Genomic DNA, 25,734 nt, shown 5'->3' on the forward strand with positions numbered 1-25,734 from the left:
CACTTTGTGGGTGACAAATCCGTGCTCGACATTACGTCTAAAAAAAGGAATTTCTTTTAGATGCTTCGTCGAAATAATTGGCTTCATAAGCCACCGACGGAGCACCCACACAAATTACCTAACCTGATTGTTAAAGAGCTGGCCAAACTTTCATCCGACCGAGACAGTCAATTATGAATGCCCCTGAATTTTAAGTCAATAACTACTCGCTATTCACTCACCGCTTAGCCCGAACATTCTTACCGTTCGACCCAAGCGAGGCGCGTATTCTACGCCTCATTCCGAACAGGTCAAGCACTAATTTCAACCCGTCCAAATCACCGCTTCCCTGGCTTTATCGCCCCTCGGTTCCGCCAACTTCTCAGCCACTTCTCCTCCGAACGAGCGGCGCATTATACGCACTCATCCCACACACGCAACCCCTATCTCGAACTTTTTATGACAGCCTTTCAATCCCGACCGACAGCAACCGAAATTTACACCAGTTGCACTTTTGCAAACCGACGTTTACCTACCTGATAGACGCTTTCCGTACCCTTTTGGCAGACCAGATCCCGATCCTCCACCTTTTCCCCATCTATCTTTACCGCACCTTGCTTGATCATGCGCAACGCCTCAGATGTAGAGGCGACCAATCCCGCCTCCTTGAGCAGATTGGCGATAGACAGTCCGCCATCTGCGTGCAGCGTCTTCTCCGGCATATCGTCCGGCAGGGCACCCTGGCGGAATCTGGCGACGAAGTTTTCATTGGCTCTGACCGCCGCCGTTTTATCATGGAACCGCTCGATCAATTCCTCGGCCAGCAACACCTTTACATCGCGAGGATTCATCCCTTCATCAACCTGTTGGTGTAATCGGTCAATTTCTACCATAGACTTAAAACTGAGCAGCTCGTAATAGCGCCACATGAGATCATCAGAGATCGACATGACCTTGCCAAACATCTCATCCGGCTGATCCGCTATCCCGATGTAGTTGTTGAGTGATTTGGACATCTTCTGCACACCGTCCAGCCCCTCCAGGATCGGCATGGTTAGCACCACCTGGGGCTCCTGGCCATAGAGCTCCTGCAACTGACGTCCCACCAACAGATTAAACTTCTGATCAGTGCCGCCTAACTCCACATCCGACTGAAGTGCGACGGAGTCATAACCCTGCACAAGGGGATAGAGAAATTCGTGGATAGCGATGGGCTGGCCACCCTTGTAACGCTTGCTGAAATCATCCCGCTCCAGCATGCGCGCCACGGTATGTTTTGCCGCCAGCTGTATCAGGCCGGCCGAACCCATGGGGATCATCCACTCCGAATTAAAGCGGATAACGGTTCGATCACGATCCAGAATCTTAAATATCTGCTCTTGGTAGGTTTCGGCATTTTTCAACACCTCTTCCCTAGACAGCGCTTTCCGAGTGACATTTTTACCAGTAGGGTCACCGATCATGCCGGTGAAATCACCAATCAAAAAGGTAACTTCATGCCCCAGATCCTGAAACTGGCGTAATTTATTGATCAGCACCGTGTGCCCCAGATGCAGGTCAGGGGCTGTAGGATCAAAGCCTGCCTTGATTTTGAGCGGCTTACCCCGCTCCAACTTCTTAGTCAAAGACTCTTCAATCAGAATCTCATCTGCACCGCGCCTGATTAGCTCCATCGACTCTGCGACTGACGCCATTTCCCACCTCAATAAACCAAGAACATGTCGGGGCGCACAATTTACAGGATGAAGCAAGAAAAAGTAACCGTTTCCCTATATATTGCCCACTTCCTGACGATAATACCCCTACCAACTGGCTGCTTTGGCCTTTTCAACCTGAAAAAGCTAGGAATAACAGCGGTTTTAAGCAATAATTATCTGAATTTTCCGGAAATTAGCGCACCAATATGATAAACGACTATAAATCCCGAGGCGACTTTGCGAGCGCTGGTCCACAACAAGGCCGGCGACACGTCAAACTATTTGCCACCCTGGGACTCGTGCTCTGTGTATCGGGGATTTATGCCAGTTTCGGGAATCACAGTACAAATCCGGTCAGCGCCGAAACCAATCCGGCCACTACTCCACTGCCTGCGAAAATTCAGGAACCCCAACCCCTGAAACAGTTGCCGCTCCAGTTGCCTGGGCAGCAAGGGATTGCGACAGCTACAGTGTCCAACGCCTATCCGGTTGCCGCGCTGGAGCAAAAGAGTCATGCGGCTAGCGGAAACGAGATACCCGATAATCAGCCCTCTCCAGGTCTAGCGGAAATCAATGAGCCAGTAGCGCAAGAAGCCGTGACAGAACCGGCAGAAAACAGTCATGATGAGGGGACAACGACAGAGACGCCCCTCCTGATCGCCACCCAGGAACCCTTGACAACGCCAGACCACGGGACTTGGCAGGAAGAAAAGGTCAAGCGCGGCGACTCCCTGGCTGCCATCTTTTCACGCCTGAAGCTTTCGCCAAACCTTTTGCATCGTATCGTCCACAGCAGCAAGGAGGCCAAATCACTGGCCAATATCCGCCCGGGAGAAGTCATCAAGGTTCGCCTGGACCAACAGCGAGAACTGCTTGAACTGGTACACAAACAGAGCGAGATACGCAGCTTGCAAATCCTTCCTAGCGAAGACTCTTTTACTGCAAACATCAAAGACCGCAGCTTGGAAAAACGGGTCGCCTCCGCTTCCGGCACGATTACCAACTCACTCTATACGAGTGCACAACGGGCAGGGCTATCTGACTCGCTCACCATGGAGCTGGCCAATATTTTTGGCTGGGATATCGACTTTGCCTTGGAGATACGTGCCGGCGATCAGTTCAGCCTGATCTACGAAGAGGAGTACCTGGACGGGAAAAAATACCGCAATGGCCCCATCCTGGCGGCTGAGTTCGTCAACCAAGGCAAGGTATTCCGGGCCATACGATTCGAGGATGACGAGGGTTACAGCAGTTACTATTCGCCGGAAGGGGAGAGCATGCGCAAGGCGTTCCTGCGCGCCCCCGTGGATTTCCGTCGTATCTCCTCCCGCTTTACCAAGGCACGTTATCACCCGGTTCTCGGCAAGAAGCGACCACACCGGGGCGTTGATTACGCAGCGGCGATTGGCACCCCGGTCAAGGCATCCGGTGACGGCCGGATTATCTTCCGCGGGACCAAGGGCGGTTATGGACGGACGGTCATGATCCGACATGGCAGCCAATACACCACGCTGTATGCCCACCTCTCCAAATTTCGGGGCGGGGTAAACACTGGCTCCCGGGTTCGCCAGGGGCAGGTTATCGGCTATGTCGGCAAAAGTGGTTTAGCCACCGGACCGCACCTGCATTATGAGTTCCGGGTAAATGGCGTACACCGTAACCCACTAACCATCAAACTGCCCGCGGCCGAGCCACTGGCAAAAAACTATCGTGCGAAATTTACGGAGATCAGTTCACACCTGCTCGCCGAGCTGGACCTGATTGCAAAAACCATGGTGGCGGATGCCCGATAGCGATTTGGAGGACACCGAGGCCCTCTACATCGGCTTGATGTCCGGCACCAGTATGGACGGCATTGATGCCGTGCTGGTGGACTTCGCCCAACCCAGCCCCAAACTGCTTGGCCACCACTACCAACCCTGGCCGGAGAGCGTCCAACACACCTTGAGGCAGTTATCACTCCCGGGTGACAACGAAATTGAACAAATGGGCCTGGCGGATATAGCCGTCGCCAATCACTTCGCCGAATCTGTCGATCAATTGCTACGACAAACAGGTATTCCAGCGCATCGAATCCAGGCCATCGGCTCTCACGGCCAGACGATACGTCACCGCCCCCAGGCTACATCCCCTTTCACCCTGCAGATCGGCGACCCGAACTCTCTCGCTGAAAAAACCGGCATAACCGTAGTCGGCGACTTCCGCCGGCGAGACATGGCCGCCGGCGGTGAAGGCGCACCGCTGGCCACCGGATTTCACGCCGCCTACCTGGCTTCTGACTCCGAGTTTCGAGTCATATTGAATCTCGGAGGCATCGCCAATATCACACTACTCCCGACCGACGCCACCAGCCAGGTAATCGGCTTCGATACGGGACCGGCCAACACCTTGATGGATAGCTGGATAAATCATTCCCAACAGCGGTCATTTGATGCGCAGGGAGACTGGGCCGCTTCCGGGGAAGAGCAGGAAGAGATTCTGCAATGCCTGCTTGCGGAGGATTACTTTAAGCGCCCGCCACCCAAGAGCACCGGACCGGAACTGTTTAATCTCGACTGGTTGGCACAACGGCTGCCGACCTATGACAGTTATCGACCCGAAGATATCCAGGCCAGTTTGTGTGCGCTCTCCAGCCGCACCATTGTCCAGGCGATCAACCGCTACGCACCCGACTGTGACAGGGTAATCTGTTGCGGTGGTGGAACCATGAACCTCACCCTGATGGATCAGCTGCAACAGGGACTCAACGCCACCGTTGAAACCACCGCCCGCTACGGCATTGCGCCGGACCAAATCGAGGCCATGGCATTCGCCTGGCTGGCCAAACAAACACTACATAAACAGCCCGGTAACCTTCCCAGCGTTACCGGTGCCCGACACGCTGTGATTCTGGGCGCCATCTATCAGGCCTGACCCACTGCAAACCGAGAACCATGTCAGCCGACCAGACTTCATCGATTCCTTCCGCCTTGATTGATATCAAAGCGGTATGCCCCATAACCGTTAAGCTATCGCATCTTATTGTCTTACAACGGAAAAACCATACAGATCATGTTGAAAGTCCACTCAGAGCCACCTAAGCCAGAGCTGAAACCGGCCGGTTCGGTTATCCTGGCATTGGGATTCAGGCCCTTTTTTCTTTCCGCCGCACTCTCCGCTTTGATCCTGATGCTGATCTGGCTTGGCGCCTGGTCAGGCGCCTACCCGTTGCCCACCTACTACGGCACGATCGGTTGGCATAGCCATGAGATGTTGTTCGGCTACACCTTTGCCATTATTGCCGGCTTTCTACTCACTGCGGTCAGAAACTGGACTGGCATCACCCCACCTACCGGCACCCCGTTGGGTCTGCTGTTTCTGCTTTGGCTGGCAGGAAGAGTCGCCCCATTTCTATCAGATATCATCCCGGCTGGATTGATCGCGGCGATTGACCTGGCATTTATTCCGGCAGTTGCACTGGCTATCCAACCGGCGCTATGGAAAGGACAGCAGAAAGTAAACCGTATTTTCGTGCCGCTACTACTAGTAATGGCTGTCGCCAATCTGTATGTCCACCTACAGGCACTGGGCGTGACCGACAGCGCTATCCGCGGTACCGACGCCATGCTCTATCTGGTTGCCTTTCTGATCACCCTGTTAGGTGGACGAGTCATCCCCTTCTTTACCGAAGCCGTCATTCCGGGGCACCATTCAAAACGTAACAGCCAGGTCGAACTGGCAACCGTCATTTCACTCGGCGGCCTTATCACCGTCCAGTTCATCTATCCGACCGCCTGGCTCAGCGGTGCACTAGCATTTGTAGTTGCCGTCACGCAGATCACACGAGTGGTCGGTTGGTATAGTCGGAAAATTTGGCAAATTCCAATCCTCTGGGTGCTATTCAGCGGCATGTCCTGGCTGATTATCGGCTTTACCCTGACCGGTCTCGCCTACTTGGGTTATACCGGATTCAACTTGGCGAAACATGCCATCACTGTGGGCGGCATTGGCGCCCTGACCTACGGCATGATGGCACGGGTTGCATTGGGCCATACCGGAAGAGAGATACAGTCCCACCCTCTGATCAATGGCTGCTTCGTTCTGCTGAACATCGCAGCGCTGTGCCGGGTATTTGGGCCCATGCTGCTACCCCAGCAATATACCCTGTGGATCCACATTTCAGGCGGACTATGGGTGGTCAGCTTCCTGTTGTTTAGTGCCCTGTACATTCCAATATTGACCAAGCCCCGCATTGACGGGAAAGCGGGATAAAAAAAGCCCCTGCTTGCAGGGGCTTTTTTTCGCTCAATCGATTTTGCCAGCGTGGGAATCAGAACGGGATATCGTCATCAAATCCATCGTCCGGCATCGGTGCCGACACAGGTGCTGCCGCATCATTGGATGGACGTGAAGCTGAACTGGGCCGACCGGAATCAAAGGAGGCACTGCTACCACCCCGGCTATCGAGCATCTGCATTTCATCTGCCACGATTTCTGTGGTGTAACGATCCTGGCCGCTCTGATCCTGCCATTTGCGCGTCTGCAGCCGGCCCTCAACGTAGATCTTTGAGCCTTTCTTCACGTATTCGCCCACAATCTCAGCGAGACGACGGAAAAAAACTACGCGGTGCCACTCAGTCCGCTCCTGGGTTTCTCCGCTGTTTTTATCCTTCCAGGACTCGGATGTCGCCAGGGTAACGTTGGCCACTGCGTTTCCATTGGGCATATAACGAACATCCGGGTCCTTCCCAACATTACCGATCAAAATTACTTTATTAACGCCTTTGGCCATGTCTCCTCCAAATTCAAAATATAAGTTGCTCCCTGGCCTTGAGGCCTGAGCATCAATTCTACGTCTCCGCGACTGAGAATTCATCCAGCAATGCAAAATCGACAGCCTGTGCATCCACTTTCAGATAGGCGATACCTTCCTCGGCCATAACCACCGCTTCCCCGACACCCGGCATATTACTCAACGTCGCCTGAAGCTGTGACGCACTCATCGGATCCAATATCCCCACATTGATCAGGTAACTGCTGAAATACCCCGGCGGGGTCATACCCATCGCGAGAACAAACCAGAGCAGTGCCGCCAACGCCCCGAATATAAAAACCCCCACCAAGTGGTAGTGCCCGTATACCCAGCCGCCGACCGCCCCCCCCAGAAATGCGCCGACAAACTGGGAAGTGGAGTAAACCCCCATAGCGGTCCCTTTACTCTCCACAGGTGCCATCTTGGATATCAAGGAGGGCAGCGAGGCCTCCAATAGATTAAAGGCGGTAAAAAACAGTAGCAGCGCCAAACCAAAACCGACGAGAGTGGAATTAAGCAGAATAAAACCGACCTGGGCCATTCCGATCGCCAAGATGGCTAACAGGAAAACCTGCTTCATCTTGCGACGCTTTTCCGCAATAACGATGAAGGGCACCATCAACACCATGGCCAACAGCACTACCGGCAGATAGATCATCCAGTGCTTTTCAACCGGGATACCGGTGATATCCCGTAGCGTGAGTGGTACCGCAATAAACACGGCCGTCAGCATCATATGCAGCAGCAATATCCCCAGGTCCAAACGCAACAGATCTCCATCGCGCAACACCCTGGAGAACTGATCGCTTACCGGGCTGGTATCGCGATGGGTCGATGTTTTTCCCGGATCCGGAACCAGAAACACGACCACCATGATACCCAGAATGGCCAGTAGAGACGTCAGCCAGAAGATACCCGGCACACCAATCCAGACATTGAGCAATGGCCCCAAAACCAGCGACACAGCGAAAGCCAGCCCGATGCTCATACCGATTACAGCCATGGCTTTGGTTCGATTCTGCTCCCGCGTCAGGTCTGCCGCCAGCGCCATCACGGCCGCCGCGATAGCCCCGCTACCCTGCAGTGCCCGCCCGGCGATTACCCCCCAGATAGAATCTGAACTGGCCGCAACGGCGCTACCGATACAGAAAACAATCAAACCGGCGATAATCACCGGTTTCCTGCCGATCCGGTCGGACAACATACCAAAAGGGATCTGCAGCAGCGCCTGGGTCAAGCCGTAAGCCCCGATCGCTACCCCAATCAACAAGGGTGTCACGCCGGCCAGCTGCTCCGCATAAATGGCAAATACCGGCAATATTAAAAACAGCCCGAGCATACGCAGGGAAAAAATACCTGCCAATGAGAACGCCGCTTTGATTTCTATCGCCGTCAATCGATGGAGTTGTTGCGCTTTCTTGTTCAATTACATCACCTGCGTTTTACCGCCGTTTTTACAGGGTAATAACCTAAATACACAGCCAAAGTCAGGAAATATTGCCCAAGCCACATGCGCCTGATTTTCAGCCATGGTTTGTTTGGCCGGAAACAACAAGACAGCGTATAGTAACAGGTTCGCCAATTCGCTGGTATGTAGATGGATACAATACACATACGTGGGGCACGTACCCACAACCTGAAAAATATCGACCTGGATCTTCCGCGCGACAAACTGATCGTGATAACCGGTCTCTCCGGCTCGGGCAAGTCGTCGCTGGCCTTTGATACCATCTATGCCGAGGGGCAGCGTCGCTATGTCGAGTCGCTATCCGCTTATGCGCGGCAATTTCTATCGATGATGGAAAAACCCGACATCGATCACATCGAAGGGCTTTCGCCAGCCATCTCGATCGAGCAGAAGACGACTTCCCACAACCCGCGCTCCACGGTCGGCACCATCACGGAGATCTATGACTATCTCCGGTTACTCTATGCCCGTGCCGGCACCCCGCGCTGCCCGACCCATGGTCAGACACTGGAGGCCCAGACCATCAATCAGATGGTCGATCAGGTGTTGAGCCTGCCTGAAGGCAGCAAACTGATGCTTCTCGCCCCGGTAGTGTCGGAGCGCAAAGGAGAACACCACAAGCTGTTGCGCGAACTGAATGCTCAGGGATTCATCCGGGCGCGCATCGACGGCGAGATCTATGAGCTCGACCAGCCTCCGGAACTGGAGCTGCATAAAAAACATACCATAGAGGCGGTTGTCGACCGCTTCAAGGTTAGGGAAGGCCTGGAACTCCGGCTGGCGGAATCCTTTGAGACGACACTGGCGCTATCGGGTGGACTGGCGCGCATCGCGGCGATGGATGGGGATGGCACCAGCGAGGAATTGGTATTCTCCGCCAACTTTGCCTGCCCTCAATGCGGCTACAGCTTGCCGGAACTGGAACCCCGCCTCTTCTCGTTCAACAATCCGGTGGGCGCCTGCCCCACCTGTGATGGCTTGGGGATTGAACAGTTCTTTGACCCTGAACGGGTCGTCGCTCACCCGCATTTGAGTCTTGCCGCCGGTGCCGTCAGGGGCTGGGACAGGCGCAATGCCTACTACTTCCAGCTGATCAGTTCACTGGGGAAACATTACGCCTTTGATGTAGAGACCAGTTGGGAAGAGCTACCTAAAAATATTCGCCAGGTCATACTATTCGGCAGTGGCAAAGAGGCGATCAAATTCACCTATTTCAATGAGCGCGGACGCAGCAGCAGCAACACACACCCCTTCGAGGGCATCATCCGCAACATGGAGCGGCGCTACCGGGAAACCGAGTCAAACGCCGTCAGGGAAGAGCTGGCACGCTATATCTCAACACATCCCTGCTCGGACTGCACCGGGACCCGCCTCAATGAAGCGGCACGCCACGTGTTTGTCGATGAACACAACCTACCGGCTATTACCACCCTTCCGGTTGGCGGTTGCCTGGACTTTTTCAACCAGCTGCGACTCCCTGGAAAACAGGGAAAGATCGCCGAAAAAGTCGTCAACGAAATCTCTCAGCGGCTGCAGTTTCTGGTCAACGTAGGACTCGACTACCTCACCCTAGATAGAAGTGCAGAGACTTTATCCGGGGGAGAGGCACAACGGATACGGCTAGCCAGCCAGATCGGTGCCGGCTTGGTGGGCGTGATGTATATTCTCGATGAACCCTCTATTGGCCTGCATCAACGAGACAACGACCGGCTATTGAAAACGCTCAACTATCTGCGCGACCTGGGGAACACCGTTATCGTCGTGGAGCATGATGAGGAGGCTATCTGGTCAGCCGACCATGTCGTCGACATAGGGCCCGGAGCAGGCGTACACGGTGGACGCATCATTGCCCAAGGTACCGCCCAACAAATCGCCGCAGACCCCGAGTCACTAACGGGCCAGTACCTGTCTCGCAGGAGGCGCATTGCCATCCCGACTCAACGGCACCAACCAGACGCTTGTAAATGGTTGACCATCTCCGGAGCAAGCGGCAACAACCTGAAATCCATTGAGCTATCGATCCCCGCCGGACTGTTTACTTGTGTAACCGGCGTTTCCGGATCCGGTAAATCCACCCTGATCAATGACACGCTCTACCCGATTGCCGCCACACAATTGAATCGGGCCTCGTTGGACGCCGCACCCTTTGAAAAGATTGCGGGCCTTGAACATTTCGACAAGGTCGTCGACATCGACCAAAGCCCCATTGGCCGCACGCCCCGATCAAATCCGGCCACCTACACCGGCATCTTTACACCTGTCCGCGAACTGTTTGCCGGCACCCAGGAATCCCGGTCGCGCGGCTATACACCCGGCCGGTTCAGTTTCAATGTTAAGGGCGGCCGCTGCGAAGCGTGTCGGGGTGACGGCGTGATCAAGGTCGAGATGCACTTCCTTCCCGACATCTATGTACAGTGCGATGTCTGCAAGGGCACCCGATATAATCGTGAAACCCTGGAAATCAAATATAAGGGAAAAAGCATTAACCAAGTATTGGACATGACCATTGAAGAGGCACTGCTCTTTTTCGACGCCATTCCGGCGCTGAAGCGCAAACTGCAGACGCTTATGGATGTCGGGCTCTCTTATATCACCCTTGGACAGAACGCTACCACCTTATCCGGCGGTGAAGCCCAGCGAGTCAAACTCTCACGTGAACTGTCGAAGCGGGATACCGGTAATACCCTTTATATCCTAGATGAGCCCACCACGGGCCTGCATTTCCACGACGTCAAGCATCTGCTGGAAGTACTTCACAGATTACGGGATCACGGCAACACGGTGGTGGTCATCGAGCACAACTTGGACGTCATTAAGACTGCCGACTGGATTGTCGACCTCGGTCCTGAAGGGGGCAACAAAGGCGGAGAAATCGTCGCTCAGGGTACGCCGGAGCAGGTTAGCAAAGTGACCGCATCACACACCGGCCAGTACCTGAAAAAAATATTACGGGAGAATGGATAGCGTTGCGCGCCGAAGCGACCCAAACCATCTCACTCAGGTATCAGCCCAGCGTACAGGGCAACCAACCTCCAGTGTGAGTGATGCTTTGGCGCTGCCTTGGTTGGCGGCGATTTCGACCAGTCCATTGGCATTTTCATACCAGAACACCATGCCCTTCGGCACGCTACAAAACGTCTCCGCGTAAGGCAGTTGGTGACCATTCACCAACAACACCTGTTCCTTTGGCAGATTACCCGCGGCCAAGCCAGTAACCGCATTGCCATAGGCATCGATATAGATAACTTCGGCTAAATTTTCGGGCCAGTCCGCACCCACCAGATGATCAGGCGCGATAACACGGCCTTTGGGGATCGAGCCCGTACAGATCCGGGCCGCCGCTGGAGCAAACAGATCCCTACCATCAAAAGTTTTCGCATGCGCCGGCAAATCAGGCAGATCGATGCGCTGAGCCATCACCTGTTGCGAGTGACGTGCCGCCTGAGAGAGTAGGCCATTATCCGGCCCAACAAACCAAAAACGCTCAGTCTTCAGCCATACAGCTTCCCGACCCCCTCCCACCTCGGGGTCCACCACGCAAATGAATAGCGTGCCATCCGGCATATAAGGTAAAAACGAGGCGAGCAGATAGGCTGAAGCACGCGGGTTAAAAGCTGGCGCATCAGAGCAGAGCTCGATAACCGGCTGTGTCACATTCATCTGCAGCAATCGGGCCTTTACCTGCGCGAGGTAATGACTACCGATGCCGAAGTCTGTAAACAACGCCACCAGCTGGGGAGTATCCGTCATGGCCATGCCTGATTCAGTCTTCATCTGCTAGATTAAAGCAAAAAACAGGCAAAAAAGAACCGGGTCTATGCCCGGCACTTTTTATATACAGATTTGGTTGCAGCGCCTTATTCGGCTTCCACCGCCTCCATTTCCACTTCCGGTCGATCAACCAGCTCAACAAACGCCATCGGCGCTTTGTCACCCGGGCGATAGCCGCACTTCAAGATGCGCAGATAACCACCGGGGCGCTCCTTATAACGCGGTCCCAGTTCGTTGAACAGTTTACCGACAACCTCATCATCACGAAGACGATCAAAGGCCAGACGACGTTTTGCAACGCTGTCGATTTTAGCCAGAGTAATCATCGGCTCAGCTACGCGACGCAGCTCTTTTGCCTTTGGTAGTGTGGTTTTGATCAGCTCATGACGCAACAGTGAGCAAGCCATGTTACGAAACATTGCCTTGCGGTGTGAACTGTTGCGGTTCAGTTGCCGTCCTGATTTGCGATGACGCATGGATCGACTTCCCTAAACTTAGGTTAATACTATAGATATACGATTCAGGGTCGAGACTATCGACCGCTATCTTCCATACCTTCTGGCGGCCAATTTTCCAGCCGCATACCCAGAGATAAGCCCCTGGTAGCAAGTACGTCTTTGATTTCGGTGAGTGACTTTTTACCCAGATTCGGCGTCTTCAGAAGCTCGACTTCTGTACGTTGAATCAGGTCACCGATCATAAAGATGTTTTCAGCCTTCAGACAGTTTGCAGAACGCACGGTCAGCTCAAGATCGTCGACCGGACGGAGCAGAATAGGATCAATCGCTGGACGATCTTCTTCCACTTCTTTCTCTGTCGTTGCCGTCTCATCCAGTTTCACGAAAGCCGACAACTGATCCTGCAGGATGGTCGCCGCACGTCTGATCGCCTCTTCCGGATCGATAGTTCCGTTGGTCTCCAGGTCGATCACCAGACGATCCAGGTCGGTACGCTGTTCGACACGGGTGGCCTCAACGGCGTAGGCGACACGACGCACTGGGGAGAAGCTGGCATCCAACTGCAATCGCCCGATAGGACGATCTTCCATTGCATCCGACAGGCGATTAGCCGCCGGCTGATAACCAATGCCACGCGCCACTTTCAGCGTCATGTTGATTTCGCCATCCTTGGTCAGATTTGCGATCACATGATCCGGATTGGCGATCTCAACATCGTGATCAAGCGTGATATCGCTGGCCAACACCGGCCCGAGACCCTTCTTTTTCAGGGTCAGCGTCGCTTCATCACGCGAGTGCATGATGATTGCCAGATCTTTCAGGTTAAGCAGAATCTCCAGGACATCTTCCTGCACACCTTCAATACTGGTGTACTCGTGAAGAACGCCCTCGATCTCCGCTTCAACAACCGCGCTTCCTGGCATCGAGGAGAGCAGGATGCGGCGTAATGAGTTGCCTAGTGTGTGCCCAAAGCCACGCTCCATGGGCTCCAGAGAAACCTTGGCGTGTAACTCGCTTAGCGGCTGTACACTGACTAATCGCGGCTTGAGAAAATCGGTAACAAACTCCGGCATTTCGACCTCTTGAAGGTAATCCTTACTTGGAGTACAGCTCAACAACCAGCTGTTCGTTAATTTCTGCAGGCAATTCCGACCGATCCGGCAAACGCTTGAAGGTACCTGTCATACCCTTCACATCGACATCTATCCAGTCGACGGTTCCAAACTGTTCTGCGAGCGCCAGTGAACTCTGAATACGCAACTGCTTCTTCGATTTCTCGCGAACGCTAACCACATCATTGACCTGTACACGGTAGGAAGGAATATTCACCACCTTTCCGTTTACTTCAATCGATTTGTGGCTAACCAGCTGGCGTGACTCAGAACGGGTACTGCCAAATCCCATCCGATACACCACATTATCAAGGCGCGTCTCGAGCAATCGAAGCAGATTGTCACCAGTTGCGCCTTTACTCTGGGCGGCGTTCTTATAGTAATTGCTGAACTGCTTCTCCATGATTCCATACATACGGCGCATTTTCTGCTTTTCACGCAGCTGTAAACCGTAATCAGAGAGGCGGCGACGCCGATCAGTAGTCTGACCGGGTTGCTTTTCCATATTACATTTTGATTCCAGGGAGCGAGCTCGGCTCTTCAGAAACAGGTCGGTGCCTTCTCTTCTGCTCAGCTTACACTTGGGACCGATATATCTTGCCATGATTATCTATAACTCCAGATTAAACGCGACGCTTTTTAGGCGGGCGACAACCATTGTGCGGGATAGGGGTAACATCACAGATGCTGGTGATCTTGAATCCCGCATTATTCAATGCGCGGACTGCCGACTCACGACCCGGACCAGGACCTTTGACATTTACATCCAGGTTCTTGACGCCATAGTCCTTTGCCCGCTCGCCAGCACGATCAGCCGCGACCTGCGCCGCAAACGGAGTGCTTTTACGTGAGCCACGAAACCCTGAACCACCTGCAGTTGCCCAGGACAAAACATTACCCTGACGATCTGAAATGGTAACGATCGTATTGTTAAAGGAGGCGTGTATATGGGCGACACCATCAGTGACGCTCTTTTTGACCTTCTTCCGCACGCTGCTCGGCTTTGCCATCTTTAATGTTCCTGTGAACTATATCGCTGTAAACAATCCACGAATGGATTGATATTATCTCTTAATCGGACGACGTGGGCCCTTACGGGTACGTGCGTTCGTTTTGGTACGCTGACCGCGCAGCGGAAGACCGCGGCGATGGCGAATTCCACGGTTACAACCAAGGTCCATCAGACGCTTGATATTCATGGAAACTTCACGACGAAGATCGCCTTCGACAGTAAACTTGGCCACTTCAGCACGAAGCGCCTCGACCTCACCTTCGGTAAGGTTCTGAATCTTTGCATCTTTTGCCACACCCGCCGCCTCGCAGATACGAGCAGCTCGGGTGGAACCGACCCCATAGATCTCCGTCAACGCTATGACAGCGTGCTTGCGATCGGGGATATTGACGCCTGCAATACGGGCCATCAGGTAACTCCTAAAAATACAATTATCAGCTTTACGTTGAGCGCGGTGAACGCACAACTTTAACTGGATTTTTTTAACAAATCAAGCAAAAAGCTTAGCCTTGTCTCTGTTTATGTCTGGCTTCTTTACAGATAACCCGCACCACGCCGTTGCGCCGGACAATCTTGCAGTTTCTGCAAATCTTCTTTACAGACGCCCTTACTTTCATGACTCAATCTCCAAAATACAGTGGAATCGTTCGACACTAACGCAGCAAGCCTGCTCCGCCGCCTTTCAGATTCGCCTTCTTCATCAGCCCTTCATACTGGTGAGACATCATGTGTGCCTGCACCTGTGCCATGAAGTCCATGACGACTACAACAATGATCAACAAAGATGTCCCACCGAAATAGAAGGGAACATTCCAACCGACAATCAAAAACTCCGGCAGCAGACAGACCGCCGTAATGTAAATCGCGCCAGCCAATGTCAGTCGCGACATCACTTTATCTATATAACGAGCCGTTTGTTCGCCGGGCCGATATCCGGGAATAAAGGCACCGGAACGCTTCAAGTTATCGGCCGTCTCTTTGGAGTTGAATACCAACGCCGTATAAAAGAAACAGAAAAACACAATAGCCAACGCGTACAGCAGTACATACAAAGGCTCACCCGGCGCAATCTTTCCAACGATATCCTGCAACCAACGCATGTTTTCTTGCGTTCCCAGCCACTGACCCAGAGTCGACGGAAACAGGATAATACTGGACGCGAAGATGGGTGGAATCACACCGGCCATATTCAATTTCAAAGGCAGATGGCTGCTCTGTGCGGCAAACATCTTCCGTCCCTGCTGGCGCTTGGCGTAGTTAACCGTAATCCGACGCTGACCCCGCTCAACGAAAACCACAAACGCAGTCACCACCACCGCCAGGGCAAACAGAACCAAGACCGTAATGGCATTCATCTCGCCGTTACGCACCAGTTCGAGCGTGCCGCCAATCGCGCCCGGCAGGCCCGCCACGATGCCCGCAAAGATAATCAGCGAAATTCCGTTACCTAAACCACGTTCAGTAATCTGCTCACCCAGCCACATCAAAAACAGCGTACCGGTCACCAGCGAAACGGCCGCGGTAAGTATGAACCCCGGGCCGGTATGCGACACCAACGGGATACCGCCCGACTGCTGCGATTGCAGAGCGATAGCGATACCGACAGACTGGAATGTAGCCAGTAACACCGTTCCGTACCGCGTATACTGCGTGATGGTGCGGCGCCCCTGCTCACCCTCTTTCTTCAACTGCTCAAGCTTCGGAATAACCGAACTCATCAACTGAATGATAATTGAGGCCGAGATATAGGGCATGATCCCCAAAGCAAACAGACTCGCCCTTTTTAAAGCACCACCGGAAAACATGTTGAACATGTCCAGTATGCTCCCCTGCTGCTGCGTAAAAAGTGCCGCAACAGCAGCGGGATTCACCCCGGGAACCGGGATGAACGTGCCGATCCGGAAAACCAGCAGGGCGCCAACTACAAACAGCAACCGCTGACGTAATTCGGTGAACTTGCCTGCACCGGCAAGTCCGCCGGCTTTCGCACCCTGTCCGGCCATTTATTCCTCGACCTTCCCGCCGGCCGCTTCAATAGCCGCACGAGCTCCCTTAGTCACCCCCAGTCCACGCACTGTAACCGCCTTGTCAACCGTACCGGACAAGATAATCTTGGCGCGCTTCATGCTGTTCGGTAGCACATTGGCTTCATACAGGGACTTCATGTCGACAACATCGCCTTCAACCTTGGCCAGCTCACTCAGTCTCACTTCTGCGGTAATCCGGCCCTTCCTGGAGGTAAAGCCGACCTTTGGCAGACGACGCTGGAGCGGCATCTGTCCGCCCTCGAAGCCTACTTTATGGAAACCACCGGAACGGGACTTCTGGCCTTTATGACCGCGGCCAGCCGTTTTGCCCAGTCCGCTACCAATACCACGGCCAACGCGCTTGGCATCTGTTGTTGCGCCTTCTGCAGGCTTAATGGTGTTCAGACGCATTTTATGCCTCCTCTACCTGGACCATGTAGCTGACTTTATTAACCATGCCACGGGTCGCAGGGGTATCTTCTACCAGCACACTGTGCCGAATTCGACGAAGCCCAAGGCCTCGAACACAGGCCTTATGACTCTCAAGCCGACCGTGGACGCTACGCACCAGGGTCACTTTCATCATCTTTTTATCGCTCATGACTTACCCCAGGATCTCTTTGACCGATTTGCCACGCTTGGCAGCAACAGTCTCAGGATCAGTCATCTCGGTAAGCGCATTGACAGTCGCGCGAACCACGTTGATCGGATTGTTTGTACCTATGCATTTGGCCAGCACGTTGTGCACACCGACAGCCTCACACACCGCACGCATGGCGCCACCGGCAATAATTCCGGTACCTTCAGAAGCAGGTTGCATGTAGACCTTTGCCGCGCCGTGCCGCCCGATCAGCGGATACTGTAATGTATCGCCATTCAGCTTTGCCGTGCGTAGATTCTGCCGCGCATTTTCCATTGCCTTCTGGATAGCAATCGGCACTTCACGCGCTTTGCCACTGCCGAACCCAACCTTGCCATTGCCGTCGCCGACAACCGCGAGCGCCGCAAAGCCAAAAACGCGGCCACCTTTAACCACTTTCGCGACACGGTTGACGTTGATCAACTTCTCAATCAGATCGTCACCTTCCGGCTTTTCATTGAATTTTGACATTGCCTGCCCCTTAGAACTTAAGACCGTTTTCGCGGGCAGCGTCAGCTAACGCCTTTACCCGGCCGTGATATTTGAAACCGGCACGATCGAACGCAACGCTCTCGACGCCAGCAGCTTTAGCCCGCTCAGCGATGGTCTTACCGACTATTGCTGCAGCACTGCTATTACCGGACGCCCCTTCGAGTTGCGCCTTCACATCCTTTTCAACAGTTGATGCACTGGCAATCACTTGTGAGCCATTGGGTGCAATAACCTGAGCATACATATGCCGTGGGGTACGAAAGATGGTCAGACGATTGACCGCCAGTTCGCGAATCTTTGCACGAGCTCTGCGAGCGCGGCGTAAGCGTGTAATTTTCTTGTCCATCTCAGTATGACCTATTTTTTCTTGGCTTCTTTACGGGCAACATGCTCGTCCGAATAACGCACACCCTTACCTTTATATGGCTCAGGTGGACGATAGGCACGGATCTCCGCAGAGACCTGGCCGACACGTTGCTTATCGCATCCAGACACGACTATTTCAGTCTGACTGGGGGTTTCTATGGTGATCCCCTCCGGAATGGGATAATCCACCGGGTGAGAGAAGCCAAGATTCATATTGAGAACATTGCCCTTAGCCTGGGCGCGGTAACCCACACCAACCAATTGCAACTTCTTCTGAAAACCGGTGCTGACACCAGTGACCATATTGCCGACCAGCGCCCGGAAGGTGCCAGCCATTGCCCACTCATCCCGACCTTCCTTTACCGGCACAACAGTGACTACGCCGCTGTCATTTTTGACAGTCACGTAGGCGTGCAGATCGAGCTTCATGGTTCCTTTCGAACCTTTCACGGTCAATTCGCTACCGCTCAGGTTGATATCCACGCCGGAAGGCAGGGGTATCGGATTTTTTGCTACGCGAGACATATCAATCCCTCCGATTAAGCCACGTAAGCGACGACTTCGCCGCCTTGACCGCTAGTGCGGGCAGCGCGATCAGTCATCAAACCCTGGGAGGTTGAAATGATGGCGACACCGAGTCCGCCGCGCACTTTCGGAAGCTCTTTGCTTCCCTTGTAGATACGCAACCCAGGCCGGCTAACGCGCTGGATCATTTCTATGACAGGCTTACCCTGGAAGTACTTGAGGTCGACATGAAGCGTAGACTTATTGCTTTCCGTTTCTACTTTGAAACCGGCAATATAGCCTTCGTCGAGAAGCAGTTGCGCCACGGCAACCTTCTTCTTGGAAGATGGCATAGAGACTGCCACCTTGGAAACTTGTTGACCATTACGAATACGCGTCAGCATATCCGCGATCGGATCAGACATACTCATTTTTTAAATCCTCAGGGTCAGCCGCCCCTAACGGACGCGATACCCAAACGATTGAACAGAAACTCGCCAGATGACGAGCACACCCCTGAAAAGGGTGCTGTATTCTACATTACCAGCTAGCTTTTACAAGCCCTGGAACATCACCACGCATAGCCGCTTCGCGGAGCTTGTTACGGCACAGCCCGAATTTCCGATAAACGCCGTGTGGACGCCCCGTCACCCTGCAGCGATTGCGCTGCCTGGATCGGCTTGCATCCCTTGGCATCTTCTGAAGCTTCTGGACTGCCTCGTCAACCTGTTCATGACTGCTGGCCGGGTTATTGATAATTGCCTTCAACTCTCTGCGTTTAGCGGCGAATTTCTCAACAATCTTTGCCCGCTTCACTTCACGCGCGATCATGCTCTTTTTTGCCATGCGATTCTGCTCTGTCTCAGTTCTTGAAAGGGAAGTTAAACGCCTCGAGGAGCGCCCGACCTTCCGCATCATTCTTTGCAGTGGTGGTAATGACAATATCCAAACCACGCAGGGTGTCGACCTTATCAAAGTCGATTTCCGGGAACATAATCTGTTCCTTCACACCCATACTGTAATTGCCACGTCCATCAAACGACTTGGGGTTCAGGCCACGGAAATCTCGAATACGCGGAATAGCCACATTGATCAGACGATCCAGGAACTCATACATACGCTCTCGACGCAGAGTCACCTTACAACCAATCGGCCAACCTTCGCGCACCTTGAAACCCGCCACGGATTTACGCGCCATGGTAACCACAGCCTTTTGACCGGCAATCTTTTCCATATCGCCGACTGCGAACTCAAGCACCTTCTTGTCACCCAGTGCTTCACCCACACCCATATTCAGTGTGATCTTGGTTATCCGCGGAACTTCCATCACGCTCTTGAAGCTAAACTGATCTTTCAGCTTACCCACGAGCTCATCGCGGTAGACCTGTTGTAATCTTGCCATCTCTCTATCCGCCTCAGATATCCACGACTTCGCCATTAGACTTGAAGTAGCGCACCTTGCGACCGTCTTCCAAAGTCTTTATACCCACCCGATCGGCCTTGCCGGTATTCGGGTTATAAACGGCAACATTGGAAGCATTGATCGGCATCTCTTTATCCAAAATACCACCTTGCTCTCCCTTGGACGGGTTTGCCTTGGTGTGCTTCTTTACAATGTTGATATTTTCAACGATAACCTTTTCATCAATTACCCGCAGAACCGTTCCCTGCTTGCCTTTATCCTTTCCGGCAATAACGACGACTTGGTCACCTTTTTTGATCTTACGCATAGCCATGACTCACCCCTTAGAGTACTTCTGGCGCGAGCGAGATGATTTTCATAAATCGTTCGCTGCGCAGTTCACGGGTGACCGGCCCAAATATACGGGTCCCGATCGGCTGCAGTTGCGTATTCAGCAGAACGGCCGCATTGCCGTCAAAACGGATCAGAGATCCATCTGGACGCCGAACGCCTTTCCTGGTACGCACAACTACCGCATTATATACATCACCTTTTTTCACCTTGCCGCGGGGAATGGCGTCTTTGACGCTCACTTTAATTATGTCCCCGATGCCAGCATAGCGACGGTGTGATCCGCCCAGTACCTTTATGCACTGGACTCGCTTGGCGCCACTGTTATCGGCGACGTTAAGCATTGTCTGCATCTGGATCATTGGTCTATTCCAATTAAATAATCACTAAACCGAAATCGTACGATTTCCCGGTGTCTATCTCAGGATGCCTTGGTGACAACCTTGACCAGACGCCAAGTTTTGCTCTTCGAGAGCGGGCGGCACTGTTCCACCACCACTACATCGCCGATACCACACTCATTGGCCTCGTCATGGGCGTGCACCTTAGTAGAACGGCGAATGAATTTCCCGTAAATAGGATGTTTCACTTTCCGCTCGACCATGACGGTAATACTTTTATCCATTTTATCGCTGATCACGCGGCCTTCGAGTGTGCGATTGCTGTCGTTCTGATCGCTCATGATGCTTCACCTACACCTTTCTCATTCAGCAATGTCTTCACCCGGGCAATCTCTTTTCGCACTCGTCTCATTTCAGACGGACGAGACAACTGTCCAGTGCCCTGCTGCATACGCAGATTGAACTGCTCTTTGCGCAGTTCCAGTAATACCCCCTCAAGTTCAGCGGGGCTCTTTTGACGAAGTTCACTCGCACTCATCACATTACCGTCCTTTTAATGAAGGCGGTCTTGAAAGGCAGCTTCGCAGCAGCCAGCTGGAAAGCCTCGCGAGCGAGTTCTTCAGAGACACCTTCAATTTCATAAAGCACGCGACCCGGTTGAATCAAAGCAACCCAGTATTCAACGCTACCCTTACCTTTACCCTGACGAACTTCCAAAGGTTTTTTGGTGATTGGCTTATCGGGAAAAACACGAATCCACATTTTTCCGCCACGCTTAGCTGTGCGCGTAATCGTGCGTCGAGCTGCTTCAATTTGACGCGACGTCATCCGTCCACGATCAACAGCCTGTAGACCATATTCACCGAAGCTAACTTTATTACCCCGGTTCGCCAGACCGCGATTGCGGCCCTTCATTTGTTTACGGAATTTAGTCCGCTTTGGCAATAACATGACTTAATCCTTCTTACGCGGTGCTTTACGACGCGCAGGTTTTGGCGCAGCCTCTTCCTGAACTTCGTCACCAAAGACTTCGCCCTTAAAAATCCAAACCTTCACACCGATAATTCCATAAGTGGTTTTTGCCTCGGCAAAACCGTAATCGATGTCTGCGCGCAGGGTATGAAGTGGAACGCGACCTTCCCGGTACCATTCGTTGCGGGCAATTTCAGCGCCATTCAAACGCCCTGAAATATTCACTTTGATACCGCCAGCCCCAAGACGCATCGCTGTCTGCACGGAACGCTTCATGGCCCGACGGAACATGACACGGCGCTCAAGCTGCTGGGTGATACCCTCAGCAACCAACTGGGCATCCAGTTCCGGCTTGCGAATCTCTTCCACACTGATGTGTGCTGGGATACCCATTCTCTTGGATACCTCTTCACGCAACGTATTGATATCTTCGCCTTTCTTGCCGATCACAATACCCGGCCTGGCCGAATGAATCGTGACATGGGCATTTTTTGCGGGACGATCGATCTGAATACGACTCACTGAAGCCTGGGACAGGCGTTTTTTCAAATAGTCCCTCACCTCAAGATCGGTATTAAGCATATCAGCATAGTCTTTGGAGTCGGCATACCATTTCGACGTCCACTGCTTGACGATGCCAAGACGAATTCCAATTGGATGTACTTTCTGACCCATAACTCTGCCTTACTTGTCCGACACAATCACGGTGAAGTGACTGGTACGCTTTAAAATACGGGCCGCACGACCCTTGGCTCGCGCCCTGATCCGCTTCATTGTCGGACCCTCGTCAACCATAACTGAGGCAACCTTCAACTCGTCGATATCCGCACCTTCGTTGTTTTCTGCATTTGCAATCGCAGAATCCAGCAATTTTTTCATAAGGTCCGCGCCCTTCTTATTGCTGAAGGAGAGGATATTCAGAGCCTGCTCCACAGGCAGACCCCTAATCTGATCGGCGACCAGACGACCCTTTTGGGCCGAAATACGCGCAAAACGCAATTTAGCAGCAGCCTGCATGGTTCCTACCCCGATTATCGTTTCGATTTCTTGTCTGCCGCATGACCACGGAATGTCCGTGTCAGTGCAAACTCACCCAGCTTATGACCAATCATATTCTCGGTGACGAGCACTGGAATATGCTGGCGTCCGTTATATACCGCAATCGTCAGACCGATCATATCGGGCAGCACCATGGAACGGCGTGACCATGTTTTAATCGGACGCTTGCTATTACTTGCCACCGCTTCATCAACTTTTTTCATCAAATGATGATCGACGAAGGGGCCTTTCTTAATTGAACGTGGCACGTTAAATTACCTCAGTTCCGTTTACTTACGATTGCGCCGACGCACAATCATTTTGTCAGTGCGCTTATTGGTGCGTGTCTTGTAACCCTTGGTGGGTACACCCCATGGACTACAGGGATGACGTCCGCCTGAGGTACGACCCTCACCACCACCGTGCGGATGATCGACCGGGTTCATCGCGACACCACGTACGGTCGGCCTGACGCCGCGCCATCTTGACGCGCCAGCCTTACCCAGCTTACGTAGGCTGTGCTCGGTATTCCCCACTTCACCAATTGTCGCGCGGCATTCGCTGCGGATCTTGCGCATCTCGCCTGAGCGGAGGCGCAGAGTAGCATATTCTCCCTCACGTGCAACCAATTGTGCAGAAGTTCCGGCAGAACGGGCTATTTGAGCGCCCTTACCCAGCTTCATTTCGATACAGTGAACATTGGTACCGACCGGGATATTCCTCAAAGGAAGGCAGTTACCGACCTTGATACCGGAATCTTCGCCGGACATAACGGGATCACCCGCCACCAGACCCTTGGGGGCGATGATATAGCGGCGTTCACCGTCCAGGTATTTGATCAGTGCGATATTGGCAGTTCGATTCGGATCGTACTCCAGGCGCTCTACAACGCCCGGAATGCCATCTTTATCCCGCTTAAAATCAATAACACGATAACGCTGCTTGTGACCGCCGCCATGGTGCCGAGCCGTAATGCGTCCGTTGTTGTTACGACCGCCATTTTTGCTCTTCTGCTCCAGCAGTGGCCCATGTGGCGCACCTTTATGCAGCTCGGGGTTAACAACCTTAACCACAAACCGGCGACCCGCTGAAGTTGGTCTGGTTTTTACAATAGCCATACTCTTAATTCCGCTCTATTCGTTGCGATTAAGGGCCAATCAGGCACCCGCACCGAAGTCGATGTCACTGCCCTCTGCCAGCCTGATATAGGCTTTTCGGACACCGTTACGACGACCCTTTATCTGACCAAACCGCTTGCTCTTACCCTTGATGTTAACGACACGTACGTTATCGACGGTGACATCAAACATCATCTCAACGGCTTTCTTAATCTCGGGTTTTTTGGCATCAGGGATCACCTTAAACACGAACTGGCGATTGACATCGGCGGCAATCGTGCTCTTTTCGGAAATCACCGGGCCTAACAAAACCTGCATCAGACGTTCTTTATTCATGACAGGCTCGTCTCCAGTTGCTTCAATGACTCGGCAGTGATGACCACCTTGTCGAAACCGATCAGACTGACCGGATCGAGCTCACGCACGTCACAGACATCAACGCCATACAGATTGCGGGCTGCCAAATACAAATTCTCGTCCGGCTGCACTGTTACAATCAGCACCTCTTTGATACCGAGGCCATCCAGTTTTGCTACCAGCTCTTTGGTTTTTGGTGCTTCAATTGCAAACTCAGAAACCACCACCATACGCTCGGTACGCAACAGCTCCGAGAGAATCGAGCGGATCGCACCGCGATACATCTTGCGGTTAACTTTTTGCGAATAATCTCTTGGGCGTGCAGCAAACGTTACGCCACCCGTACGCCATATCGGGCTTCTGCTGGTACCGGCGCGTGCCCGGCCGGTGCCTTTTTGACGAAAAGGCTTGATACCGCCACCACTGACATCAGATCGGCTTTTTCCTGCTTTGGTGCCGGCACGTGCCGCCGCCATATAGGCAGTTACCACCTGATGAATCAGCGCTTCATTATAGTCGGCCGCGAATACTGCATCAGAGACTTGCAGTGTCTCAGTGCCGCCATTGCCAGCCTGTACATTGAGGTCCATTTTTTATTACCCCTTGTTCAGCTTTTTGATCGCGGGCGTAATGATTACATCACCACCACGTGAACCAGGCACGGCCCCTCTAACCAGCAACAGGTTACGGTCAGCATCAACTCTCACAATCTGGAGATTTTGAATAGAACGCTTCACATTGCCCATGTGGCCCGCCATTTTTTTACCTTTGAAGACACGGCCAGGCGTCTGGCATTGTCCGATCGAGCCTGGAGCCCGGTGTGACAATGAGTTGCCGTGGGTTGCATCCTGCATCCTGAAGCCGTGGCGTTTTACCGCGCCCTGAAAGCCCTTACCGATGGTCGTACCGCGAACATCGACAATCTGGCCAGCTTCAAACATATCGACCTTAACTTCACCGCCGACCTCAATGCCTTCGCCCTCGCCATCTTTCAGGCGGAACTCCCACATTCCACGTCCAGCCTCAACACCCGCTTTCGCAAGATGCCCGGCTTCGGGCTTGGAAACACTGGATGCCTTGCGGCTGCCGGTCGTTACCTGAACGGCGCTGTACCCATCGCTTTCGACAGTGCGCAACTGGGTAACACGATTGGGTTCTACCTCAATAACCGTCACAGGCACTGAAACGCCTTCCTCGGTAAATACCCGAGTCATACCGACTTTTCGTCCTACTATTCCTAACATCGTCATTACCTCAGTTCAGCTTGATCTGAACGTCAACACCTGCCGCCAGATCCAACTTCATCAGCGCGTCTACCGTTTTATCGGTAGGATCAACGATATCCATCAGCCGTTTGTGGGTACGGATTTCGTACTGATCACGCGCGTCTTTATTTACGTGCGGCGAAATCAGCACGGTGAACCGCTCTTTCTTGGTCGGCAGCGGAATAGGTCCATGAACCTGCGCACCGGTACGCTTAGCGGTATCGACAATCTCTCGTGCGGACTGATCGATCAAACGGTGATCGAATGCCTTCAGTCGAATACGAATTCTCTGGTTGGCCATATTTTTTACTCTATGATCTTAGCAACGACGCCGGCGCCGACGGTACGGCCACCTTCGCGGATCGCAAAACGCAGACCCTCTTCCATCGCAATCGGTGCAATCAACTTGACTGACATCTTTACGTTGTCACCCGGCATCACCATCTCCACGCCCTCTGGCAGGTCGCAGGCTCCGGTCACATCGGTCGTACGGAAGTAGAACTGCGGACGGTAGTTATTGAAGAACGGCGTGTGACGTCCACCTTCGTCCTTACTCAATACGTAAACCTCCG

General features: G+C 53.1%; 36 protein-coding genes and 1 pseudogene. 4 read left to right on the plus strand and 33 right to left on the minus strand.

Annotation, left to right across the window (positions count from 1 at the left end; translation table 11 throughout):
- Positions 1-476: 476 nt before the first annotated feature.
- The gene (gene tyrS / locus ACQY5R_RS17035; RefSeq protein ID WP_428610389.1) at positions 477-1,673 is read right to left on the minus strand and encodes a tyrosine--tRNA ligase; all 1,197 of its coding nucleotides are present in this window, start codon (positions 1,671-1,673) and stop codon (positions 477-479) included.
- Between the two features lie 209 nt (positions 1,674-1,882).
- Here tyrS and ACQY5R_RS17040 point away from each other — a divergent pair, with 209 nt between their 5' ends.
- From ACQY5R_RS17040 to ACQY5R_RS17050, 3 genes are all read left to right on the plus strand, one after another.
- On the plus strand, positions 1,883-3,469 hold the full coding sequence (locus ACQY5R_RS17040) for a peptidoglycan DD-metalloendopeptidase family protein (protein WP_428610390.1): 1,587 nt from the start codon (positions 1,883-1,885) through the stop codon (positions 3,467-3,469).
- On the plus strand, positions 3,459-4,589 hold the full coding sequence (locus ACQY5R_RS17045) for an anhydro-N-acetylmuramic acid kinase (protein ID WP_428610391.1): 1,131 nt from the start codon (positions 3,459-3,461) through the stop codon (positions 4,587-4,589). Before ACQY5R_RS17040 ends, ACQY5R_RS17045 begins: the two co-directional genes overlap by 11 nt.
- 138 nt (positions 4,590-4,727) lie before the next feature.
- Positions 4,728-5,927, plus strand: coding sequence for an NnrS family protein (locus ACQY5R_RS17050; RefSeq protein WP_428610392.1), 1,200 nt, complete (start codon positions 4,728-4,730; stop codon positions 5,925-5,927).
- A gap of 58 nt (positions 5,928-5,985) precedes the next feature.
- On the opposite strand, the gene ssb is transcribed toward ACQY5R_RS17050, so the two are convergent.
- Positions 5,986-6,447 carry a single-stranded DNA-binding protein gene (gene ssb / locus ACQY5R_RS17055; RefSeq protein WP_428610393.1) on the minus strand — a complete coding sequence of 154 codons (462 nt, stop codon included), beginning with the start codon at positions 6,445-6,447 and terminating at the stop codon, positions 5,986-5,988.
- Positions 6,448-6,505: 58 nt separating this feature from the next.
- Entirely contained in the window at positions 6,506-7,894 is a 1,389-nt protein-coding gene (locus ACQY5R_RS17060) for an MFS transporter (protein ID WP_428610395.1), read from the minus strand.
- 171 nt (positions 7,895-8,065) lie between these two features.
- Here ACQY5R_RS17060 and uvrA point away from each other — a divergent pair, with 171 nt between their 5' ends.
- Positions 8,066-10,900, plus strand: coding sequence for an excinuclease ABC subunit UvrA (uvrA, locus tag ACQY5R_RS17065; RefSeq protein WP_428610396.1), 2,835 nt, complete (start codon positions 8,066-8,068; stop codon positions 10,898-10,900).
- Positions 10,901-10,933: 33 nt separating this feature from the next.
- Here uvrA and ACQY5R_RS17070 read toward each other — a convergent pair whose 3' ends face one another.
- From ACQY5R_RS17070 to tuf, 30 genes and pseudogenes are all read right to left on the minus strand, one after another.
- Positions 10,934-11,692, minus strand: coding sequence for an SAM hydrolase/SAM-dependent halogenase family protein (locus tag ACQY5R_RS17070; RefSeq protein WP_428610398.1), 759 nt, complete (start codon positions 11,690-11,692; stop codon positions 10,934-10,936).
- Between the two features lie 101 nt (positions 11,693-11,793).
- Complete coding sequence (rplQ, locus tag ACQY5R_RS17075; RefSeq protein ID WP_428610400.1) at positions 11,794-12,183, minus strand: 50S ribosomal protein L17; 390 nt, start codon at positions 12,181-12,183, stop codon at positions 11,794-11,796.
- 56 nt (positions 12,184-12,239) lie between these two features.
- Positions 12,240-13,238 (minus strand): DNA-directed RNA polymerase subunit alpha, encoded by a 999-nt coding sequence (locus ACQY5R_RS17080; RefSeq protein ID WP_428610402.1) that lies wholly within the window; start codon positions 13,236-13,238, stop codon positions 12,240-12,242.
- Positions 13,239-13,260: 22 nt separating this feature from the next.
- The gene (rpsD, locus tag ACQY5R_RS17085) at positions 13,261-13,881 is read right to left on the minus strand and encodes a 30S ribosomal protein S4 (protein ID WP_428610404.1); all 621 of its coding nucleotides are present in this window, start codon (positions 13,879-13,881) and stop codon (positions 13,261-13,263) included.
- Between the two features lie 19 nt (positions 13,882-13,900).
- Complete coding sequence (gene rpsK / locus ACQY5R_RS17090) at positions 13,901-14,287, minus strand: 30S ribosomal protein S11 (protein ID WP_144357154.1); 387 nt, start codon at positions 14,285-14,287, stop codon at positions 13,901-13,903.
- A 54-nt stretch (positions 14,288-14,341) separates the two neighbouring features.
- Positions 14,342-14,698, minus strand: a complete 357-nt coding sequence (gene rpsM, locus ACQY5R_RS17095) for a 30S ribosomal protein S13 (protein ID WP_029134293.1) — start codon at positions 14,696-14,698, stop codon at positions 14,342-14,344.
- 94 nt (positions 14,699-14,792) lie between these two features.
- Complete coding sequence (rpmJ, locus tag ACQY5R_RS17100) at positions 14,793-14,906, minus strand: 50S ribosomal protein L36 (RefSeq protein ID WP_082117165.1); 114 nt, start codon at positions 14,904-14,906, stop codon at positions 14,793-14,795.
- A gap of 36 nt (positions 14,907-14,942) precedes the next feature.
- Entirely contained in the window at positions 14,943-16,292 is a 1,350-nt protein-coding gene (gene secY, locus ACQY5R_RS17105) for a preprotein translocase subunit SecY (protein ID WP_428610407.1), read from the minus strand.
- Positions 16,293-16,727, minus strand: coding sequence for a 50S ribosomal protein L15 (gene rplO, locus ACQY5R_RS17110; protein ID WP_428610409.1), 435 nt, complete (start codon positions 16,725-16,727; stop codon positions 16,293-16,295). It lies immediately after the preceding gene.
- 1 nt (position 16,728) lies between these two features.
- Positions 16,729-16,917 (minus strand): 50S ribosomal protein L30, encoded by a 189-nt coding sequence (rpmD, locus tag ACQY5R_RS17115; RefSeq protein WP_428610410.1) that lies wholly within the window; start codon positions 16,915-16,917, stop codon positions 16,729-16,731.
- A gap of 3 nt (positions 16,918-16,920) precedes the next feature.
- On the minus strand, positions 16,921-17,427 hold the full coding sequence (rpsE, locus tag ACQY5R_RS17120) for a 30S ribosomal protein S5 (protein WP_428610412.1): 507 nt from the start codon (positions 17,425-17,427) through the stop codon (positions 16,921-16,923).
- 10 nt (positions 17,428-17,437) lie between these two features.
- The gene (gene rplR / locus ACQY5R_RS17125; RefSeq protein ID WP_428610413.1) at positions 17,438-17,794 is read right to left on the minus strand and encodes a 50S ribosomal protein L18; all 357 of its coding nucleotides are present in this window, start codon (positions 17,792-17,794) and stop codon (positions 17,438-17,440) included.
- An 11-nt stretch (positions 17,795-17,805) separates the two neighbouring features.
- Positions 17,806-18,339, minus strand: coding sequence for a 50S ribosomal protein L6 (rplF, locus tag ACQY5R_RS17130; protein WP_428610414.1), 534 nt, complete (start codon positions 18,337-18,339; stop codon positions 17,806-17,808).
- A 14-nt stretch (positions 18,340-18,353) separates the two neighbouring features.
- Complete coding sequence (gene rpsH, locus ACQY5R_RS17135) at positions 18,354-18,749, minus strand: 30S ribosomal protein S8 (RefSeq protein WP_428610415.1); 396 nt, start codon at positions 18,747-18,749, stop codon at positions 18,354-18,356.
- A gap of 109 nt (positions 18,750-18,858) precedes the next feature.
- Positions 18,859-19,164, minus strand: coding sequence for a 30S ribosomal protein S14 (gene rpsN, locus ACQY5R_RS17140; protein WP_428610417.1), 306 nt, complete (start codon positions 19,162-19,164; stop codon positions 18,859-18,861).
- A gap of 16 nt (positions 19,165-19,180) precedes the next feature.
- On the minus strand, positions 19,181-19,720 hold the full coding sequence (gene rplE, locus ACQY5R_RS17145) for a 50S ribosomal protein L5 (protein WP_428610418.1): 540 nt from the start codon (positions 19,718-19,720) through the stop codon (positions 19,181-19,183).
- A 13-nt stretch (positions 19,721-19,733) separates the two neighbouring features.
- The gene (gene rplX, locus ACQY5R_RS17150) at positions 19,734-20,048 is read right to left on the minus strand and encodes a 50S ribosomal protein L24 (protein WP_428610430.1); all 315 of its coding nucleotides are present in this window, start codon (positions 20,046-20,048) and stop codon (positions 19,734-19,736) included.
- Between the two features lie 16 nt (positions 20,049-20,064).
- Positions 20,065-20,433: a 50S ribosomal protein L14 gene (gene rplN, locus ACQY5R_RS17155; protein ID WP_029134304.1), complete on the minus strand. Its 369-nt coding sequence runs from the start codon at positions 20,431-20,433 to the stop codon at positions 20,065-20,067.
- Between the two features lie 59 nt (positions 20,434-20,492).
- Positions 20,493-20,753 (minus strand): 30S ribosomal protein S17, encoded by a 261-nt coding sequence (rpsQ, locus tag ACQY5R_RS17160; RefSeq protein WP_428610419.1) that lies wholly within the window; start codon positions 20,751-20,753, stop codon positions 20,493-20,495.
- Positions 20,750-20,950, minus strand: coding sequence for a 50S ribosomal protein L29 (gene rpmC, locus ACQY5R_RS17165; protein ID WP_428610421.1), 201 nt, complete (start codon positions 20,948-20,950; stop codon positions 20,750-20,752). Before rpmC ends, rpsQ begins: the two co-directional genes overlap by 4 nt.
- Complete coding sequence (gene rplP / locus ACQY5R_RS17170) at positions 20,950-21,363, minus strand: 50S ribosomal protein L16 (RefSeq protein WP_029134307.1); 414 nt, start codon at positions 21,361-21,363, stop codon at positions 20,950-20,952. Before rplP ends, rpmC begins: the two co-directional genes overlap by 1 nt.
- Before the next feature lie 3 nt (positions 21,364-21,366).
- Entirely contained in the window at positions 21,367-22,059 is a 693-nt protein-coding gene (gene rpsC, locus ACQY5R_RS17175; protein ID WP_428610423.1) for a 30S ribosomal protein S3, read from the minus strand.
- A gap of 9 nt (positions 22,060-22,068) precedes the next feature.
- The gene (gene rplV / locus ACQY5R_RS17180; protein WP_029134309.1) at positions 22,069-22,401 is read right to left on the minus strand and encodes a 50S ribosomal protein L22; all 333 of its coding nucleotides are present in this window, start codon (positions 22,399-22,401) and stop codon (positions 22,069-22,071) included.
- 14 nt (positions 22,402-22,415) lie between these two features.
- A complete protein-coding gene (gene rpsS, locus ACQY5R_RS17185) occupies positions 22,416-22,691 on the minus strand; it encodes a 30S ribosomal protein S19 (RefSeq protein WP_029134310.1) in 276 nt (91 codons plus the stop codon).
- A 21-nt stretch (positions 22,692-22,712) separates the two neighbouring features.
- Positions 22,713-23,540, minus strand: coding sequence for a 50S ribosomal protein L2 (rplB, locus tag ACQY5R_RS17190; RefSeq protein WP_428610425.1), 828 nt, complete (start codon positions 23,538-23,540; stop codon positions 22,713-22,715).
- 39 nt (positions 23,541-23,579) lie between these two features.
- A complete protein-coding gene (rplW, locus tag ACQY5R_RS17195) occupies positions 23,580-23,876 on the minus strand; it encodes a 50S ribosomal protein L23 (RefSeq protein WP_428610426.1) in 297 nt (98 codons plus the stop codon).
- Positions 23,873-24,487 (minus strand): 50S ribosomal protein L4, encoded by a 615-nt coding sequence (gene rplD / locus ACQY5R_RS17200; protein ID WP_428610428.1) that lies wholly within the window; start codon positions 24,485-24,487, stop codon positions 23,873-23,875. The genes rplW and rplD overlap by 4 nt, the downstream gene beginning before the upstream one ends.
- 6 nt (positions 24,488-24,493) lie before the next feature.
- Complete coding sequence (rplC, locus tag ACQY5R_RS17205) at positions 24,494-25,141, minus strand: 50S ribosomal protein L3 (protein WP_428610429.1); 648 nt, start codon at positions 25,139-25,141, stop codon at positions 24,494-24,496.
- 10 nt (positions 25,142-25,151) lie between these two features.
- On the minus strand, positions 25,152-25,463 hold the full coding sequence (gene rpsJ / locus ACQY5R_RS17210) for a 30S ribosomal protein S10 (RefSeq protein WP_029134315.1): 312 nt from the start codon (positions 25,461-25,463) through the stop codon (positions 25,152-25,154).
- A gap of 5 nt (positions 25,464-25,468) precedes the next feature.
- A pseudogene (gene tuf, locus ACQY5R_RS17215) lies at positions 25,469-25,734 on the minus strand (elongation factor Tu); the annotation flags it as partial.

It is taken from the genome of Sedimenticola sp. (genome assembly GCF_050289425.1).
Lineage (GTDB): Bacteria > Pseudomonadota > Gammaproteobacteria > Chromatiales > Chromatiaceae > Sedimenticola.

Coding starts and splice junctions, on each gene's coding strand:
- tyrS (WP_428610389.1), bottom strand. CDS start 1,673: ATGGCGTCAGTCGCAGAGTCGATGGAGCTAATCAGGCGCGGTGCAGAT.
- ACQY5R_RS17040 (WP_428610390.1), top strand. CDS start 1,883: ATGATAAACGACTATAAATCCCGAGGCGACTTTGCGAGCGCTGGTCCA.
- ACQY5R_RS17045 (WP_428610391.1), top strand. CDS start 3,459: ATGCCCGATAGCGATTTGGAGGACACCGAGGCCCTCTACATCGGCTTG.
- ACQY5R_RS17050 (WP_428610392.1), top strand. CDS start 4,728: ATGTTGAAAGTCCACTCAGAGCCACCTAAGCCAGAGCTGAAACCGGCC.
- ssb (WP_428610393.1), bottom strand. CDS start 6,447: ATGGCCAAAGGCGTTAATAAAGTAATTTTGATCGGTAATGTTGGGAAG.
- uvrA (WP_428610396.1), top strand. CDS start 8,066: ATGGATACAATACACATACGTGGGGCACGTACCCACAACCTGAAAAAT.
- ACQY5R_RS17070 (WP_428610398.1), bottom strand. CDS start 11,692: ATGGCCATGACGGATACTCCCCAGCTGGTGGCGTTGTTTACAGACTTC.
- rplQ (WP_428610400.1), bottom strand. CDS start 12,183: ATGCGTCATCGCAAATCAGGACGGCAACTGAACCGCAACAGTTCACAC.
- ACQY5R_RS17080 (WP_428610402.1), bottom strand. CDS start 13,238: ATGCCGGAGTTTGTTACCGATTTTCTCAAGCCGCGATTAGTCAGTGTA.
- rpsD (WP_428610404.1), bottom strand. CDS start 13,881: ATGGCAAGATATATCGGTCCCAAGTGTAAGCTGAGCAGAAGAGAAGGC.
- rpsK (WP_144357154.1), bottom strand. CDS start 14,287: ATGGCAAAGCCGAGCAGCGTGCGGAAGAAGGTCAAAAAGAGCGTCACT.
- rpsM (WP_029134293.1), bottom strand. CDS start 14,698: ATGGCCCGTATTGCAGGCGTCAATATCCCCGATCGCAAGCACGCTGTC.
- rpmJ (WP_082117165.1), bottom strand. CDS start 14,906: ATGAAAGTAAGGGCGTCTGTAAAGAAGATTTGCAGAAACTGCAAGATT.
- secY (WP_428610407.1), bottom strand. CDS start 16,292: ATGGCCGGACAGGGTGCGAAAGCCGGCGGACTTGCCGGTGCAGGCAAG.
- rplO (WP_428610409.1), bottom strand. CDS start 16,727: ATGCGTCTGAACACCATTAAGCCTGCAGAAGGCGCAACAACAGATGCC.
- rpmD (WP_428610410.1), bottom strand. CDS start 16,917: ATGAGCGATAAAAAGATGATGAAAGTGACCCTGGTGCGTAGCGTCCAC.
- rpsE (WP_428610412.1), bottom strand. CDS start 17,427: ATGTCAAAATTCAATGAAAAGCCGGAAGGTGACGATCTGATTGAGAAG.
- rplR (WP_428610413.1), bottom strand. CDS start 17,794: ATGGACAAGAAAATTACACGCTTACGCCGCGCTCGCAGAGCTCGTGCA.
- rplF (WP_428610414.1), bottom strand. CDS start 18,339: ATGTCTCGCGTAGCAAAAAATCCGATACCCCTGCCTTCCGGCGTGGAT.
- rpsH (WP_428610415.1), bottom strand. CDS start 18,749: ATGAGTATGTCTGATCCGATCGCGGATATGCTGACGCGTATTCGTAAT.
- rpsN (WP_428610417.1), bottom strand. CDS start 19,164: ATGGCAAAAAAGAGCATGATCGCGCGTGAAGTGAAGCGGGCAAAGATT.
- rplE (WP_428610418.1), bottom strand. CDS start 19,720: ATGGCAAGATTACAACAGGTCTACCGCGATGAGCTCGTGGGTAAGCTG.
- rplX (WP_428610430.1), bottom strand. CDS start 20,048: ATGCGTAAGATCAAAAAAGGTGACCAAGTCGTCGTTATTGCCGGAAAG.
- rplN (WP_029134304.1), bottom strand. CDS start 20,433: ATGATCCAGATGCAGACAATGCTTAACGTCGCCGATAACAGTGGCGCC.
- rpsQ (WP_428610419.1), bottom strand. CDS start 20,753: ATGAGCGATCAGAACGACAGCAATCGCACACTCGAAGGCCGCGTGATC.
- rpmC (WP_428610421.1), bottom strand. CDS start 20,950: ATGAGTGCGAGTGAACTTCGTCAAAAGAGCCCCGCTGAACTTGAGGGG.
- rplP (WP_029134307.1), bottom strand. CDS start 21,363: ATGTTATTGCCAAAGCGGACTAAATTCCGTAAACAAATGAAGGGCCGC.
- rpsC (WP_428610423.1), bottom strand. CDS start 22,059: ATGGGTCAGAAAGTACATCCAATTGGAATTCGTCTTGGCATCGTCAAG.
- rplV (WP_029134309.1), bottom strand. CDS start 22,401: ATGCAGGCTGCTGCTAAATTGCGTTTTGCGCGTATTTCGGCCCAAAAG.
- rplB (WP_428610425.1), bottom strand. CDS start 23,540: ATGGCTATTGTAAAAACCAGACCAACTTCAGCGGGTCGCCGGTTTGTG.
- rplW (WP_428610426.1), bottom strand. CDS start 23,876: ATGAATAAAGAACGTCTGATGCAGGTTTTGTTAGGCCCGGTGATTTCC.
- rplD (WP_428610428.1), bottom strand. CDS start 24,487: ATGGACCTCAATGTACAGGCTGGCAATGGCGGCACTGAGACACTGCAA.
- rplC (WP_428610429.1), bottom strand. CDS start 25,141: ATGTTAGGAATAGTAGGACGAAAAGTCGGTATGACTCGGGTATTTACC.
- rpsJ (WP_029134315.1), bottom strand. CDS start 25,463: ATGGCCAACCAGAGAATTCGTATTCGACTGAAGGCATTCGATCACCGT.